At 71.9% G+C, this 15,615-nt stretch carries 16 protein-coding genes; 7 read left to right on the forward strand and 9 right to left on the reverse strand.

Features of this window, described 5'->3' with window-relative positions:
* Position 1 precedes the first annotated feature (1 nt).
* The 3 genes from AUV07_RS13665 to AUV07_RS13675 are packed head-to-tail and all read right to left on the reverse strand — an operon-like array spanning position 2 to position 3,419.
* On the reverse strand, positions 2-1,327 hold the full coding sequence (locus tag AUV07_RS13665; protein WP_062636948.1) for an MFS transporter: 1,326 nt from the start codon (positions 1,325-1,327) through the stop codon (positions 2-4).
* Positions 1,324-2,250, reverse strand: a complete 927-nt coding sequence (locus AUV07_RS13670; protein WP_062636949.1) for a polysaccharide deacetylase family protein — start codon at positions 2,248-2,250, stop codon at positions 1,324-1,326. Before AUV07_RS13670 ends, AUV07_RS13665 begins: the two co-directional genes overlap by 4 nt.
* 23 nt (positions 2,251-2,273) lie before the next feature.
* Positions 2,274-3,419, reverse strand: coding sequence for an ROK family protein (locus AUV07_RS13675; protein WP_062636951.1), 1,146 nt, complete (start codon positions 3,417-3,419; stop codon positions 2,274-2,276).
* A 479-nt stretch (positions 3,420-3,898) separates the two neighbouring features.
* Here AUV07_RS13675 and AUV07_RS13680 point away from each other — a divergent pair, with 479 nt between their 5' ends.
* The gene (locus AUV07_RS13680) at positions 3,899-4,426 is read left to right on the forward strand and encodes a GNAT family N-acetyltransferase (RefSeq protein ID WP_062636953.1); all 528 of its coding nucleotides are present in this window, start codon (positions 3,899-3,901) and stop codon (positions 4,424-4,426) included.
* A 12-nt stretch (positions 4,427-4,438) separates the two neighbouring features.
* On the opposite strand, the gene AUV07_RS13685 is transcribed toward AUV07_RS13680, so the two are convergent.
* Positions 4,439-5,887, reverse strand: a complete 1,449-nt coding sequence (locus AUV07_RS13685; RefSeq protein WP_062636954.1) for a gamma-aminobutyraldehyde dehydrogenase — start codon at positions 5,885-5,887, stop codon at positions 4,439-4,441.
* Positions 5,888-5,986: 99 nt separating this feature from the next.
* Here AUV07_RS13685 and AUV07_RS13690 point away from each other — a divergent pair, with 99 nt between their 5' ends.
* The 3 genes from AUV07_RS13690 to AUV07_RS13700 are packed head-to-tail and all read left to right on the forward strand — an operon-like array spanning position 5,987 to position 8,231.
* The gene (locus tag AUV07_RS13690) at positions 5,987-6,454 is read left to right on the forward strand and encodes an Lrp/AsnC family transcriptional regulator (protein ID WP_025105441.1); all 468 of its coding nucleotides are present in this window, start codon (positions 5,987-5,989) and stop codon (positions 6,452-6,454) included.
* Between the two features lie 26 nt (positions 6,455-6,480).
* Positions 6,481-7,884: an NAD(P)/FAD-dependent oxidoreductase gene (locus AUV07_RS13695; protein ID WP_062636956.1), complete on the forward strand. Its 1,404-nt coding sequence runs from the start codon at positions 6,481-6,483 to the stop codon at positions 7,882-7,884.
* Positions 7,881-8,231: a cupin domain-containing protein gene (locus AUV07_RS13700; RefSeq protein WP_062636958.1), complete on the forward strand. Its 351-nt coding sequence runs from the start codon at positions 7,881-7,883 to the stop codon at positions 8,229-8,231. Before AUV07_RS13695 ends, AUV07_RS13700 begins: the two co-directional genes overlap by 4 nt.
* 23 nt (positions 8,232-8,254) lie before the next feature.
* On the opposite strand, the gene AUV07_RS13705 is transcribed toward AUV07_RS13700, so the two are convergent.
* From AUV07_RS13705 to AUV07_RS13725, 5 genes are all read right to left on the reverse strand, one after another.
* Entirely contained in the window at positions 8,255-9,142 is an 888-nt protein-coding gene (locus AUV07_RS13705) for a DNA-methyltransferase (protein ID WP_062636960.1), read from the reverse strand.
* Positions 9,143-9,426: 284 nt separating this feature from the next.
* Positions 9,427-10,476, reverse strand: coding sequence for a lipoate--protein ligase family protein (locus AUV07_RS13710; RefSeq protein WP_025105437.1), 1,050 nt, complete (start codon positions 10,474-10,476; stop codon positions 9,427-9,429).
* A gap of 33 nt (positions 10,477-10,509) precedes the next feature.
* Positions 10,510-11,247 (reverse strand): DUF1684 domain-containing protein, encoded by a 738-nt coding sequence (locus AUV07_RS13715; protein ID WP_062636963.1) that lies wholly within the window; start codon positions 11,245-11,247, stop codon positions 10,510-10,512.
* A 539-nt stretch (positions 11,248-11,786) separates the two neighbouring features.
* Positions 11,787-12,641, reverse strand: a complete 855-nt coding sequence (locus AUV07_RS13720; RefSeq protein ID WP_062636965.1) for an alpha/beta fold hydrolase — start codon at positions 12,639-12,641, stop codon at positions 11,787-11,789.
* A gap of 9 nt (positions 12,642-12,650) precedes the next feature.
* Complete coding sequence (locus AUV07_RS13725) at positions 12,651-13,409, reverse strand: copper homeostasis protein CutC (RefSeq protein ID WP_062636967.1); 759 nt, start codon at positions 13,407-13,409, stop codon at positions 12,651-12,653.
* A gap of 71 nt (positions 13,410-13,480) precedes the next feature.
* Between AUV07_RS13725 and AUV07_RS13730 the strand changes: the two genes are divergently transcribed.
* From AUV07_RS13730 to AUV07_RS13740, 3 genes are read left to right on the forward strand one after another with little or no spacing between them, the layout of a single operon-like run.
* Complete coding sequence (locus AUV07_RS13730; RefSeq protein WP_062636968.1) at positions 13,481-13,921, forward strand: MarR family winged helix-turn-helix transcriptional regulator; 441 nt, start codon at positions 13,481-13,483, stop codon at positions 13,919-13,921.
* Positions 13,922-13,926: 5 nt separating this feature from the next.
* Positions 13,927-15,258 carry an MFS transporter gene (locus tag AUV07_RS13735; protein ID WP_025105432.1) on the forward strand — a complete coding sequence of 444 codons (1,332 nt, stop codon included), beginning with the start codon at positions 13,927-13,929 and terminating at the stop codon, positions 15,256-15,258.
* Positions 15,259-15,318: 60 nt separating this feature from the next.
* Complete coding sequence (locus tag AUV07_RS13740) at positions 15,319-15,603, forward strand: hypothetical protein (RefSeq protein WP_062636971.1); 285 nt, start codon at positions 15,319-15,321, stop codon at positions 15,601-15,603.
* The last annotated feature ends 12 nt before the right edge of the window (positions 15,604-15,615 follow it).

A 15,615-nucleotide genomic window follows, 5' to 3' on the forward strand; every position in this document is an offset into this window, starting at 1 on the left:
CTCACACGTCGCGCGTGCGGAGCGGGTAGAGCCAGAAGCACAGCCACCCGACGGCGGTGAACGCCAGCGGGATGACCGCCAGCATGAGCCGGGTGCCGCCGTCGACGGCCTCCGGCTGCGCGTCGCCGAGGTCCGCGTCGAACCCCGTCGCCGTCAGCACGGCCGCGGCGACGATCGCCTGGAGGACCACGGAGCCGCGCACGACGAACCCGTTCACGCCGAAGTAGGCGCCCTCGCGGCGGTGGCCCGTGCGGTGCGCGTCGTCGTCGATGATCTGGGCGAGCACGACCTCGAGGAGCTGCAGCAGCCCGCCGACGCCGACGCCGACCGCGATGCCGACGAGAGCCGCCGCCCCCACGGAGGTCGGGATGAGGTAGCCGAGCACCGCCACCCCGAACACCGCGACGCTCCACAGCAACGCCGTGCGCGGGGAGGTGCGCCGGACCACCGCGCTCCACAGCACGATCGACGGGATGGCCGTGACGAAGATGGCACCGAGCAGGAGGCTGCCCTCGCCCTCGGCCGCCCCCAGCGAGTAGCGGACGTAGAACGGCACGGCGGCGAGGATCACGGCGATCGAGGTCTGCACGCAGAGCGAGCCCAGCACGTACGGCACGAAGGCGCGGTTGCGGAACGTGTAGACGAGCTGATCCCGCCAGCGCATCGCCTCGGAGGCGGCCTCCGGCACCCGGCGCTCGATCATCCCGCCGAGGAACGACCAGGCGAGCAGCACGAGACAGACGCCGGACAGCACGAGCGCCATCCCCGGCCAGCCGATCGCGTCGTAGAGCGCGGGGGCGCCGGCCGTGCCGAGGACCATGCCGAGGATCGCGAAGATCTGCCGCGGCACGTTCCCGCGGGCGCGCTCCTCCGTGGTGCGGAAGATCTCCGGGAACAGCGCGGAGATGTTCAGCACCACCACGACGAAGGCGATGTCGTAGACCGCCACGACCACGAGGAACCAGACGATGAGCCCGGCCGCCGGGAGCGCGGGCGGCATCCAGACGAGGGCGAAGGCGACGACGAGCGGCACGATGCCGAGTCCGATCCAGGGGATGCGGCGGCCCCATGGCGTGCGGATCCGGTCGGAGAGCGCCCCGACGACCGGGTTGAGCGCCGCGTTGAGGATGCCGTGCGCGATCATCGCCGCCGCCACCCACCCCGCGGGGACGGCGAGGTGCGAGACGTAGAAGTACACGACGAATGCCGAGAACGTCTGCGTCATCAGCTGCGTCGGGAACCCCGAGGCCCCGAAGGCGATGGTCTGGGCGCGGGTGGGAGCGGCGTCGAGACGTCGGTCGCGCAGCCGTTCGCCGAGCGCCGTCACCGGGCGTCTCCGCGCTGCAGCTCCCGTAGCGCGCGCCAGCCGACGCGGACCAGGCCCTCCTCGGCGATCGTCTGCTGCACGAGCGGATCGTCGAGCAGCCGCAGCTCGTAGCCGCGCTTGGCCGCCGCGAAGTCCACCGCCGCGCGCAGCTCCTCGCCGTCGGCCATCGGATGCAGGTAGATCTCGGTGACCCCGGGCGGGACGGCGCGCAGCACCGCGAGGAAGCCGTCTCGGACCTGCTCGTACGACTCCTCGTCGGCGGTGCCCTCGCCGCGCAGCTCGAACGGGTGCGTCCACAGCCGGTCGACGATCTCGACGCCGAACGCATCGGCCACCGCCGCCGCCTCGGTGAGCTTCGCCTGCAGCATCGGATCGGCGTCCGCCCCCTCCATCTCGCGGGGCAGGCGGAAGGGGAGGCCCTGCCGGGCGGCGAGCTCGAAGACGGGGCGCAGGAAGTCCCGGCCGGTCAGCAGCCCGTAGACGGAGCCCATGTGGTTGTCGAGGTGGGTCACGTCGACGCCGGCATCGAGCGTGGTCTGCAGCTGCGCGGCGATCTCGGCCGCGACGTCCTCTTCGGAGGCGTGCTGCTCCACCGTCGCGACGTCGGCGGGGAAGAAGCCGTCGGCATCGACCAGGGTCGAGGCGCCGGTGAGCGGGCGCCATCGGTACCGGCGCCACTCGCTCGTGAGCACGAGGTGCACGCCCACGTCGAGGTCAGGGCGCGACGCCGCGAAGGCCAGAGCTTCCGGGGACCACGCGCAGGGCACCATCACCGTCGCCGAGTCGATCCGGCCGCGCACGAGGAGTCCGGAGATCGCGGCGTTCGCGGCATGGCACATCCCGAAGTCGTCGGCGTTGAGGATGACCGCCCTGGCACCGGACGGCAGTCCGAGTCGGTCGGCGAGGGCGGAGGAGGCGGTCATGGCGTGTCCTGTCGGGCGGGCGGTCAGCGGCCGGCGGCGGCTGCGCGGGAGGGGGTGAGGATCCGGGTGAAGACGTCGGCACGGAGCGCGGAGGCCGCCTCGCCCACGGCTCCGACGAGCGGCGCCTCCGGCCCGAACGCCGAGGCGAGGAAGCGGAGCGGCAGCTGCGCGGAGAACTCGTCCGCGACCCGCTCGATCGCGTCCAGGAGCGCCGGGTGCACCGCCTCCCCGCCGAGGATGAAGGCCTCGGGATCGAGCACGAGCGCGACGCTGCCCGCCGCGAGGAAGAGCCGCCGTCCGATCTCGGCGACGAGGGCCTGCGCCGCCTCGTCGCCGTGCCGCGCCGCCTCCAGGTGGGCGAGGAACGGCGCGTCGACATCCAGCCCGAGGCCGAGGGCGAGGTCCCGCACCACCGTGGCGCCCGCGACCGGGGCGCCGATGGGCACCGGCGTCTGCGGGAGGTACATGACCTCGCCCGCCACACCGGAGAACCCGCGATGCAGCGCCCCGTCGATCACGATGCCGGCGCCGAGGTCGTCGTCGAGCAGCAGGAGCGCGAAGCTCGCGAGGTCAGTGCCGACGCCGGTGGTCGACTCGGCGAGGGCGGCGAGGTTGACGTCGTTCTCGACGCGGACCGGGCAGTCGAGGGCGGTCGCGAGGGCCGAGCGGAAGGCGCCGCCGTCCGGTCCCTGGTCGTCGCGGATCGTGCCGTCGGCGGCGACGATGCCCGGCACTCCGACGACGGCGAGGTGGAGCGCGCCCTTCACGGATCGGCGGCAGGCCGCGACGAGGGCGGCGATGTGCGCGACCCGGTCTTCACCCGCGGGGAAGGCGCCGTGCCGCTCAGCCCTGACGGTGCCGGTCGCGTCGACGAGGACGACGTGGGCCGCGTGGTGGTCCACGTGCACCGCTGCCGCGAAGCCGAGGGCGGGGTGCAGCGCGACGCGGCCGGCCGCCGGTCCGCGGGTGTCGCGGTCGACGCCGGCCGCGGTGACGGCTCCCGCGGCGTCGAGCATCCGCAGCACCTGGGTCACGGCCGTGCGGGAGAGGCCGGTCGCCGCCATGAGCTCGGCCCGGGTCTGCGGTCCGCTCCGGGCGAGACGCTCCAGGATCGCGCGGCCGTTGAGCGTACGGAGCAGGGTCTGCGGTCCTGCGAGGGGTCGTGACATGCGGCGGAACCTCTGGGGTCGATTCTCGTGCGGAGTCGGTGCCCGCCAGCCTGCCACATCGCGTCGCACCCGTCGACCCGTCCTCTCCCCGGGACCCGCGACACCTGCACGACCCCGGCTCGGTTGCACGACGGATCCCGGGTTCCGGTCCTACGGACGTACCCGGGTCGTGCAGACGTAACCCGGGACGACGGACCGAACCCGGGGACGAGCACCGAGACCAAGACCAAGACCAAGACCAAGACCAAGACCAAGACCAAGACCGAGACCAAGACCAAGACCATGACCGAAGACTGTCGTGAAACCGGGGTCTCGTTCACACCCGCGACACCTGCACGACCCGGGCACGGTTGCACGACGGAACCCGGGATTCGTCCCCACAGACGTACCCGGGTCGTGCAGGTGTGCCCGGGTGTCCGGAGGAGGGAAGGGACGGGAGGGGACGAAAGGACGTCCGGGGGTCCGCATAGGGTGGAGGGATGACGCCCCTGGTGATCCGAGACGCCGTCGCCGACGATGCCGAGGCCGTGGCCGGAGTGCACGTGCGCTCGTGGCAGGCGGCCTACGAGGGCCTCATCGACCAGGAAGTGCTGGACGGGTTGTCCGTCTCGGAGCGGGCCGACGGGTGGCGCCGCATCTTCGCCGACCCCCTCCCCACGAGCCTCGGGACCCTGGTGGCCGAGCGTGACGGCGCCGTCGTCGGCTGGGCGTCGTTCGGCTCCGGCCGCGACCCCGACGGCCTGGACGACGCCGAGCTGTACGGTATCTACGCCGATCCCACCGCGTGGTCGACGGGGGCGGGGCATGCCCTCCTCGACGCGGCCGAGCAGCGCATGATCGACGCCGGCCACACACGCGCCTACCTCTGGGTGCTCGACGGCAACGACCGGGCCGACGGCTTCTACGCCCGGCACGGGTGGGAGCTCGACGGAGCCACGAAGATCGATCAGCGTCCGCAGTTCACGCTCCGCGAGCACCGCCGCGTCAAGCACCTCGCCCCGCGCTGAGCCGTCCCGCCGTCAGTCCAGCGCGCTCATCACGTGCTTGATCCGGGTGTAGTCGTCGAAGCCGTACTGCGACAGGTCCTTCCCGTATCCGGAGTGCTTGAAACCACCGTGCGGCATGTCCGACACGAACGGGATGTGGGTGTTGATCCACACGCAGCCGAAGTCGAGGTCGCGGGAGAGGCGCATGGCGCGGGCATGGTCCCGCGTCCACACCGAGGCGGCGAGCGCGTACGGCACGTCGTTCGCCATCGCGAGCGCCTCCTCCTCGGTGCCGAAGGGCTGCACGGTCAGGACGGGTCCGAAGATCTCCCCCTGCACGACCTCGTCGTCTTGCTGCACGCCGGTCACGACGGTCGCCTCCCAGAAGTAGCCACGGTCGCCCTGCCGTGCCCCGCCGGTCGCGACCGTCGCATGCGCGGGAAGCCGGTCGACGAAGCCCTGCACCTGCGCGAGCTGGGCCGCGCTGCTCAACGGTCCGTACAGCACGCCGTCTTCATCCGGGGCCCCGGTCCGCGCGTGCGTGCGGGTCCGCTCCACCAGTGCGGCGACGAGCTCGTCGTGCACCGACGCGTGCACGAGCACCCGGGTGGCCGCGGTGCAGTCCTGACCCGCGTTGAAGAAGGCCCCGGTGACGATGCCCTCGACCGCCTTCTCGATCGACGCGTCCGGGAAGACGATCGCGGGCGCCTTGCCGCCGAGCTCCAGGTGCACGCGCTTGACGTCGTCGGCTGCCGAGCGGGCCACGGCCATGCCTGCCCGCACCGAGCCGGTGATGGCCACCATCTGCGGCGTCGGATGCTCGACGAGGGCCGCTCCGGTCTCGCGGTCGCCGAGCACGACGTTGAGGGTGCCGGCGGGGGTGTGTCGCGCGACGATCTCCGCGAGCAGCAGCGTGGTGAGCGGCGTGGACTCCGCCGGCTTCAGCACGACGGTGTTCCCGGCGGCGAGGGCAGGAGCGATCTTCCACACCGCCATGTTCAGGGGGTAGTTCCACGGCGTCACCTGCCCGATCACGCCGATCGGCTCCCGGCGCACGAAGGAGGTGTGCCCGGGGAGGTACTCCGCGGCAGCGCGACCCTCGAGGCTCCGCGCGGCGCCGGCGAAGAACCGCAGCTGGTCCACCGACTGCAGGATCTCGTCGGCGACGAGCGTCGCCCGCGGCTTGCCGGTGTCCTTCGACTCGAGGTCGGCGAACTCCTCGGCCCGCGCGGCCATGTCCTCGGCGATGCGGAACAGCGCGAGCTGGCGCGCGGACGGCGGCATGTCCCGCCAGATCGGGAGCGCCTCCGCGGCCGCGGCATACGCGGCATCCACATCGGCACGGTCGGAGATCGGGATCTCGCCGTAGGCTTCCTCCGTCACCGGATCGATGAGCGGCAGTCGCCCGCTCCCCGCTGCGGTGACGGCGCGACCGCCGATGAAGTTCTGCAGGGGCACGGTCATCGTCGACGGTGAGGACATAGCGCCATGGTAGCCATCCGGACGCGGAATCTGTAGCTTTTCGTCCACAGATCGACGGATTCAGTTGCGCAGCACCCGTCGGAATGTCACGATCGGTACATGAGTCCGAAGACGCCTCCCCCCGCCCTCGACGACATCTCGAAGCGCATCGTCGAGCTGCTGCAGGAGGACGGGCGGCGTCCCTATGCGGAGATCGCCCGCGAGGTGGGGCTCAGCGAGGCCGCGGCCCGCCAGCGGGTTCAGCGACTGACCGAATCGGGCCTGATCCAGATCGTCGCCGTGACCGACCCACTGCAGCTCGGCTTCCACCGCATGTCGATGATCGGGATCCGGGTGTCGGGCGACCCCCGCGCGATCGCGGAGGAGCTCACGGCGATCCCGGAGCTCGCGTACGTCGTGGTCACCCTCGGGACGTTCGACATCCTCGTCGAAGCGGTGTGCGAGGACGACGACCACCTGCTCGACCTCATCGCCACCCGCATCCGCACCATCCCCGGCATCATCCAGACGGAGAGCCTGCTCTACGCCGGCCTCTACAAAGACCTCTACAACTGGGGAACGCGCTGACGCGCTCCCCTCGCATCGGAGTAAACATGGGCACCACGGTCTTCGAACGCCGGCGTCCTCCGCAGTCCGTCATCGACGACGCCCTGCGCGACACGGCCCTGTCGGTCTTCTGGCTCGACGACGTCGAGCGCCCCGCGCATCCGCCGCTGCGCGGCACCGTGCACACGGACCTCGTGGTCGTCGGCGGCGGCTACACCGGACTCTGGACGGCCGTGCGCGCGAAGGAGCGGGATCCGGAGCGGAAGGTGGTCCTCCTGGAGGCGTCCCGCGTGGCCTGGGCGGCGTCCGGGCGCAACGGCGGCTTCTGCGAGTCCAGCCTCACCCATGGCCACGAGAACGGCGTGAACCGCTGGCCCGAGGAGATCGACCGGCTGGAGGAGCTGGGCCACGAGAACCTCGACGGCATCGCCGAGACCGTGCGGCGGTACGACATGGACGCCGAGTTCGAGCGGACGGGCCAGCTCGCGGTCGCCGTGGAGCCGCATCAAGTCGAGTGGCTGCGCGAGGAGGAGGGGTTCCTCGACCGGGAAGCGGTGCAGGCGGAGGTGCACTCCCCCACGTTCCTCGCCGGGGCGTGGGACCGGGAGGGCAGCGCTCTCGTGCACCCCGCGAAGCTGGGCCTGGAGCTCGCGCGGGTGGCCGTCGAGCTCGGCGTGGAGATCCACGAGCACAGCCTGGTCCGGCGGATCGAGGGCGCGGACTCCGGCCCGGTGACCCTCGTCACGGAGCACGGCCGGGTGACCGCCGACGCGGTGGCGCTCGCGACGAACGTGTTCCCCTCGCTGCTCAAGCGCCACCGCCTCATGACGGTGCCCGTGTACGACTACGTGCTGATGACGGAGCCGCTGTCGGCCGAGCAGCTCGCCTCCATCGGCTGGCGGAACCGCCAGGGGCTCGCCGACAGCGCCAACCAGTTCCACTACTACCGCCTCACCGCCGACGACCGGATCCTGTTCGGCGGCTACGACGCGGTCTACCACTTCGGCGGCAAGGTGCGCCCCGCCTACGAGGATCGGATGGAGAGCCACCGACGGCTGGCCTCGCACTTCTTCACCACCTTCCCGCAGCTCGCCGGCCTCCGCTTCACGCACCGCTGGGCCGGGGCGATCGACTCGTCGAGCCGGTTCTGCGCGTTCTTCGGCACCGCCCGCGGCGGCCGGGTCGCCTACGCCACGGGGTTCACCGGCCTCGGGGTCGGCGCCGCCCGGTTCGCCGCCGATGTCATGCTCGACAAACTCGCCGGCGAGGAGACCGAGCGCACGCAGCTCCGGATGGTGCGCGAGAAGCCGATCCCGTTCCCGCCGGAGCCGGCCGCGTCCGTCGGGATCAACCTCGTCCGCGCCGCGATGGACAGGGCCGACCACAACGAGGGGCGCCGCAACCTGTTCCTGAAGACGCTCGACGCGCTCGGCATGGGCTTCGACTCGTGACCGCGCTCGCCCCGGGGGCCGTCGTCGACGCGGGAAGCCTCGCGCTGACGCACACCCCGCTGCCCGAGGAGGACGTCCGCGACGGCGCGCCGACCACGGCATACACGGTGCTCGACGACGCAGGCGGGATCCAGATCGGCGTCTGGGAGATGACGCCGGGCACCGCGGTGGACGTCGAGGAGGACGAGGTGTTCGTCGTGCTCTCCGGTCGCGCGACCGTGACGTTCACCGCGCCCGCGCTCCCTCCGGTGGAGCTCGGCCCCGGGTCCGTGATGCGGCTCACGGCCGGCATGCGGACGGTCTGGACGGTGAGTGAGACCCTGCGGAAGGTCTCGATCGGGATCTGACGGCCGCTGCCGACCAGGCCCGCTCAGGCCCGGCGGACCTCCGCGTGCGGGATGCGCGCGGCCATGACGCGCACCGCCTCCGGGTTGTCGTCGACGAGCACCGCCTCCCGGCCGAGTGCGGAGGCCACGGCTCCGGTCGTGCCGCTGCCCGCGAAGAGGTCGAGCACCCGGTCGCCCGGCCGGCTCGACGCGGTCACGATGCGCCGCAGGACGCCCTCCGGCTTCTGCGTCGGATACCCCGTCTTCTCGCGCCCCGTGGTCGGGACGATCGTGTGCCACCACACGTCCGTCGGGAGCTTGCCGCGGGCGGCCTTCTCCGCGGTCACCAGTCCCGGCGCCATGTACGGCTCCCGGTCGACGTCGTCGGAGTTGAACACGTACGTCCGCGGGTTCTTCACGTACACCAGGATCGTGTCGTGCTTGGTGGGCCACCGCCGCCGGGACTTCGCGCCGTAGTCGTACGCCCAGATGAGCTCGTTGAGGAAGCAGTCCCGGCCGAACACCGCGTCGAGCATGACCTTCGCGTAGTGCGCCTCGCGGTAATCCAGGTGCAGGTACAGGGTGCCGTCGTCGGCGAGCAGCCGCCAGGCCTCCTCCAGTCGCGGCATGAGGAAGGCGCCGTAGTCGTCGAAGCTGTCGTCGTACGCGCGCAGCATGCCGCGCACCCGCTCATACCGGTGCCCGTGGAAGCCGTGTCGCACCTCGGGCTCGCCGGGCGCCCGTTCCGGACTCCGGCCCTCCGCCGCAGGCTCGGCCGGCTCCTCCGGCGGTGGGAACGTGCGGCGGGCGGTGACCACCTGCCGCTCCCGCACCCGCCCGGTGTTGAACGGCGGGTCGAGGTAGACGAGCGTGAAGGATCCGGACGGCAGGGTCGCCGCGACCGCGAGGTTGTCCCCCTCGATCACCGACACCCGCCCCGGATCGTGCGCCCCTGAGCCACCCCCTTGGGTCCCTGAGCCTGTCGAAGGGCCTTGGGTCCCTGAGCCTGTCGAAGGGCCCTGGGTCCCTGAGCCTGTCGAAGGGCCCTGGGTCCCTGAGCCTGTCGAAGGGCCCTGGGTCCCTGAGTCTGTCGAAGGGCCTTGGGTCCCTGAGCCTGTCGAAGGGCCTGAGCCTGCCGAAGGGCCCTGGGTCCCTGAGCCTGTCGAAGGGCCCTGGGTCCCTGAGCCTGTCGAAGGGCCCGACCCCGCCGAAGGGCTCACGGAACCCGGTGCAGCCACGCGTCGGTCGAGAACTTCGACTCCACGAGCGCCTGGGCGTCGGCGTACTCGTCCGGCGTGATGCCGCCGTCCTCGGCGGAGGTCAGCGAGCGGAACGTGTCCTTGAAGCGCTCGATAATCTCGGCACGCTCCAGTCCGGTCTGGCTCCGCAGCGGATCGACGCGCTTGGCCGCCGAGGTGGTGCCCTTGTCGCTGAGCTTCTCGCGGCCGATCCGCAGCACCTCGGTCATCATCTGGCCGTCGATGTCGTAGGAGAGGGTGGCGTGGTGCAGCACACCTCCGTTCGCGAGGCGCTTCTGCGCGGCGCCGCCGATCTTGCCGGTCGGGCTCGCGATGTCGTTGAGCGGCTGGTAGACGGCGTCGATGCCGAGCGACCGGAGCGCCTGCAGCACCCAGTCGTCGAGGAACGCGTAGGAGTCGGCGAAGGTCATGCCCGCCACGAGCGAGGCCGGCACGTACAGCGAGTAGGTGATGATCTGCCCGGCAGCCATGAGCATCGCCCCGCCGCCGGAGATGCGCCGGACGACGTCGAATCCGTGCTTCGCGGCGCCCTCGGGGTCGACCTCGTTGCGGTACGACTGGAACGACCCGATGACGACGGCTGACTCGTCCCATTCCCAGATGCGCAGGGTCGGGCGCCGACGCCCCTCGCCCACCCGGGAGGTGAGCACCTCGTCGAGGGCGAGGTTCATGCGCGGCGAGACCGCCTTCTCGTGGACGATCTCCCAGTCGAAGTCGCGCCACCCGGGCGCGGTGACCAGCGCGCGACGCACGGCGGTGCCCACGGCCTCGGGGCTGAAGCCGAGCAGCTGCGCCCCCTCGGGGAGGGCACCGCGGACGGCCGCGGCGATGGCCGTGGCGTCGGACTCGGCGGGGAGTCCCTCGACGGCGGCGTTGATGTCGTCGAGCGCGGAGTCCGGTTCGAGGAAGAAGTCCCCGGCGAGCCGGAACCGCGCGATCCGGTCGTTCTCGACCTCGAGGTCGACGACGACGAGCTTGCCCCCAGGAACCTTGTATTCACCGTGCACGGATCCAGCTTAAGGCGCGCGCTGCCGCCGTGGTCAGCCGCCGAGCACGACCACGCGTTCCCCGGCCCTGATCGGCGTGGAGTAGCGGTTGCCTGGTGTGGGCAGGGGGCAGATGAACTGATCGGAGAAGGCGCACGGCGGCAGGTACGCGCGGTTGAAGTCGATCACGGCGGACCCGTCGGCGGCGGGCTCGTCGACGGAGAGGAACCGGAACCGGTACGTCTCCAGCCCGTTCGTCCCGTCGGCGAAGACCGCACTCAGCGCTCCGCTCCCGCTGCGGGTGACCGTGAGCTCGTGCGGGGCCCCGGCGAGCTCGAACCGCAGGCGTCCGGCGATCGGGGTCTCGCGCTCCTCGCCGTCGACCGCGGTGACGACGATCCGCTCGTCCGGCGCGGGCTCGAACGTGGCCGGGATCCGCCATCGTTCGTCGGGGGCGTAGGCGTCGATCGCGGTGAACCACTCCCGCTGCGGACGGGCGGGGTTCCAGACGCGGAGCGCCAGCAGTCCGTTGCGGTCGAACACACGCAGCTCTCGCCGCCCGAGGCGCAGGGTCTGGGTACCGCGGAGGGTGACGACCGACCCCGACGGTCCCAGTTCGGTGCCGCGGATGCCGCCGTGCCCGGTGAGGGCCCAGAGTCCGGGCACGCCGTCGACCGCCGCGGGTTCGGTGATGAGCCAGTTCGTGGACTCCAGCGCGGACGGCCCGTACTCCGACCCCGCGTAGCGCTCGCGCGCCGCATGCCACTCGTGCCAGTCCGTCAGGAAGCTCATCGCCGCGGGCCCTCCCCCTTGCTCGTGCGGATGTGCCCCGAATCTAGGGCTGCCCCCGTCGCCCGTGGTCCCCGTCCGTCACACGCCTTCACCCCGCGTCATCCCGCGTCACACACACTCCTCGGCCCGTCCCTCCAACCGGTGCGGGATCAACCCCGTCCCTCCCCACCCCCTCCCCCGCCCGTTTCTGATCCCGCCACCCGCGGCCTCCGCGTCGGGAGCCGCGTAGACGCCGCGCTCGCATTCGCGGCGCGCAGGTGATGCCCCACCTGCCCCCACGCTCCGACTCACCGTGCGTGTTCGAAAACGCTCTCCCGCGCCCCGTCCCGGGCACGAAAGTGATCCAGCGGGATGGCCGGAGGCACGAAAGCGATCCGGACAGGCCGCCGTGGACGCCGACTCGCTTGCGCACCCTCTCGCCGCGGGTGTTCGAAAACGCTCCCCTGGGGCGCGTCCTGGGTACCAAAGTGATCCCGCGTGGCGGACGGGAGGGGCGAAAGTGATCCCGGACGGAGCGGGACGGACCGGGGCGGCGGGGGTCAGCGGGCGGGGATGTGGGCGTCGAGCCAGGCGAGGACGTCGGCGCGCACCTCGTCCTGCTGGAGCTCCTGGAAGATCTCGTGCCGGGCGTCGGGGTAGACGAGAGTCGTCACGTCGGTGAGCCCGGAGCGCCGGCGGTAGGCGTCGGCGAGCTTGTGGACGCTGCGGGGACCGCCGACCGGATCGTCACGGCCGACGAGGAGCAGCACCGGAATGTCGCGCGCGAGGTGCTTCGCCGGACGCCCGTACAGCCGCGCCGCGTCGAGCAGGCCGAAGAGCTTGAGCAGCGGCACTCCCGTCGTGAGCGGATCCTCCTCGAAGGCCTTCCACACCGCGGGGTCCCGGCTCAGCCACTCGTATCCGGTCGCGTCGTCGGCGGCCCACGCGGCGTTCAGCGGCGCCGGGTTCAGGGAGCGGGGCGTGCGCAGCGCCGAGCCGGACAGGATGACCGCATCGAAGGCCTCCGCGTGCTCGTTCACCAGCATCTGCGCGAGGAACGACCCCCACGAGTGCCCGAGGAGCACGAGCGGGAGGTCGGGGTTCTCGTTGCGGATGATGCCGGTCAGCTGCCAGATCGCGTCCTTGGCCGCCCGGAGACCCCCGGGGCCGAGCCGTCCGAGGCGGGCGGGGTCGCCGTGCTGGCGCATGCCGGTGCGCCCGTGCCCGCGGTGGTCGTCGGCGTAGACGGTGAACCCGGCTCCGGTGAGCGCGGCGATCAGCGCCGGATACCGTCCCGCGTGCTCGCCCACCCCGTGCAGGAGCTGGACGACGCCCCGGGGCGTCCCCTCCGCCGGGTGGACGTCGTAGACGATGGCGATGCCGTGGCCGTCGGTGTACTCGCGGGTCTCGGTCATGATCCTGCCTTACCGGTCGGTCTCCGCGAGCGCGTCGCGGATGGCGTCGCGGATGGCGAAGGCGATGTCGCGATCCGTCACCTCGTAGCCGCCGACCCCGTCGGAGGCGGAGCCCATGCGCACGCCGCCGTCCTCGGTCACGGCTCGCTTCGCGGAGAAGTGGAGGGCGTCCACCCCGGCCCGGGCGAGCACCGGAGCACTCGCGACATCGACGCCGCTGCCGGCCATCACCTCGATCTGCCCCTCGGCGGTGGCGACGAGCGCGCGCAGGGTGTCGATGCCGTCGATCGCGGCGGATGCCCCTCCGGAGGTGAGCACGCGCCGGAGCCCGAGCTCCCTCGCGGCCCGCAGGGTCGCCACCGGGTCGGCGGTCACGTCGATCGCGCGGTGCAGGGTCGCCGGAGCTCCCCCGGCCGCATCCCGCAGCCGGGCCATGGCGTCGCGATCCAGTCGGCCTTCGACGTCGAGCGCGCCGATCACCACTCCCGCGGCCCCCGCTGCGACCGCGTGCCGCACGTCGCGTTCGGCGACGGCCAGCTCGTCGGCGCTGTAGTGGAAGCCGCCGGCGCGCGGACGGATGAGGACGTGCACCTCGGGGCCGTTCGCCCCCGCGGCTTCGAGCGCGAGCTCCAGGGTGGCCGGCGACGGGGTGAGCCCACCCAGCGCGAGGGCCGTGGCGAGTTCGACGCGAGCGGCGCCGACCTCGGCGGCGATGCGCACTCCGGCGGGATCCTGGACGGCGATTTCGAGAGCGATCGTTCGGGTCACCCCTCCATTGTGCCCGCTGGCCTCGGCTCCCCCGGCCCCCGGGGCAGAAATATTAGATAGACTAACTAAGTATGTCTGCGTCCGATGATTCCCTGCACCTCACCGCCACAGACCTCCGCATGGCCACGTTCCGGCTCGCCCGCCGGCTCCGCTGCGCCCGTGCCGCCGACATGATGAGCGACACCCAGCTCGCCGTTCTGGCCGACCTCCGCATGAACGGTCGGCGCACGATCTCCACCCTCGCCGAGCGCGAGCGCGTGACCGCCCCCTCGATGACGAGCATCGTGAACGGCCTGGAGGAGCAGGGCTATGTCGCCCGCACCCCCGACGAGGACGACCGCCGCCGCGTGCAGGTGGACATCACCCCCGCCGGCGTCGAGATCGTCGTCGAGACCATCCGCCGCCGCGACGTGCTGCTGGCCGACATGCTCCGCGAGGTCGACTACACCGAGGCGGAGCTGGCGACGCTGCGAGAAGCGAGCGCCCTGATGCGGAGGGTGGTGGAGCGATGAGCGCCATGTTCCGTTCCTTCGCGAACATCAACTACCGGATCTGGTTCGCCGGAGCCCTCGTGTCGAACGTCGGCGGGTGGATGCAGGCCACCGCGCAGGACTGGGTCGTGCTGACCGAGCTCACCGACAACGACGCGACCGCGATGGGCGTCACCATGGCGCTGCAGTTCGGCCCTCCCCTGGTTCTCGTGAGCCTGACCGGCTGGGTCGCGGATCGCTTCGACCGGCGGAAGATCCTCCTGACCACGCAGACCGCGCTCCTCGCCCTCGCGATCGCCGTGGGCTCCCTGCTGCTCGCCGGGGTGATGACCCTGCCGATGATGCTCACCTTCGCCCTCGGCTTCGGCATCGTCAACGCCTTCGACGCCCCCGCGCGGCAGGCCTTCGTGTCGGACATGGTGTCTGCGACGGAGACCTCCAACGCCGTGGCGCTCAACTCCGCCTCCTTCAACCTCGCCCGCATGATCGGCCCCGCGGTCGGCGGTCTGCTCATCGTCGCGATCGGCTCCGGCTGGGTGTTCATCGTCAACGCCGCGACCTTCCTCGCCATGATCGTCGCGCTGCTGCTCATGCGCACGCACCTGCTCGCACCGCGGCCCAAGAACCGCAACCGCGGCGGCCTCGCCGAGGGATTCCGGTACGTCTGGGCGCGCAGCGACCTCAAGGTCGTGTTCGTGACGGTGTTCCTCATCGGCGCGTTCGGCATGAACTTCCCGATCTTCGCCTCGACCATGGCGCTGGAGTTCGGAGCCGGCGCTGACGGGTACGGGGTGCTGAGCTCGGTGCTCGCGATCGGGTCCCTGATCGGCGCCCTCCTCGCCGCGCGTCGGGACCGGGCGAGGGTGCGCGTGGTGATCCTCGCGGCGGGCGGCTTCGGGATCGCGGCCTTCGTCTCGGCCGCGATGCCCACCTACCTCTCCTATGCGGTCACGCTCACGTTCACCGGCTTCATGATCGTGACGCTGCTGACGACGGCCAACGGCTACGTGCAGATCACGACCGATCCGGCACTGCGCGGCCGCGTGCTCGCCCTCTACATGGCCGTCATCATGGGGTCGACCCCGGTCGGCGCGCCGATCGCCGGCTGGGTCGCCGACGCGTTCGGCCCTCGTGCCGCCATCATGCTCGGCGGCACCGCCGGTTTCATCGCGTGCGCGATCGGGGTGACCTGGGTGCTCACGTCCGGGCGTCTGCGCCGTGAGGAGAGCAGCCGGTTCCGGCTGACGCTCGACGAGACCCGGCCGCTGCGGGTCGTGCAGGCGGTCGAGCCGGTCGACTACACGGAGAAGGCGGCGGCGACCACGCCCATCCGGCTGCCGCGCCGCGACGGCGAGTGAGCTGCGAAGGCGTTTGTCAACGCCTTCCTCATCGCGGCCCGACGGTCGTAGCGTCGGGTCATGGACGAGAACATGAGCACCCCGCACCCGCAGGATCCGGCCGAAGGCGCTCCCGGCGTCGACGTCCCTGACGAGAACTCCGGCCAGGGCGACGGCACCGGCGGCGCGATCCAGGGCGACAGCTCTCGCGGCGAGTCGACCGGCGGCGCCATCCAGGGCAGTTCCGGCCCGGGCCACGACGCTCCGCTGGGCGGCGACGAGAGCACCGAGGACGAGCTCGCGGCCGACAACGCCGCCGAGGAGGACACCCTCCGCACGTTCGACCCCGACTCCCCGCCGGCCTGAGCCGTCGACCCA

The organism is Microbacterium sp. CH1 (assembly GCF_001595495.1).
Taxonomy (GTDB): domain Bacteria; phylum Actinomycetota; class Actinomycetes; order Actinomycetales; family Microbacteriaceae; genus Microbacterium.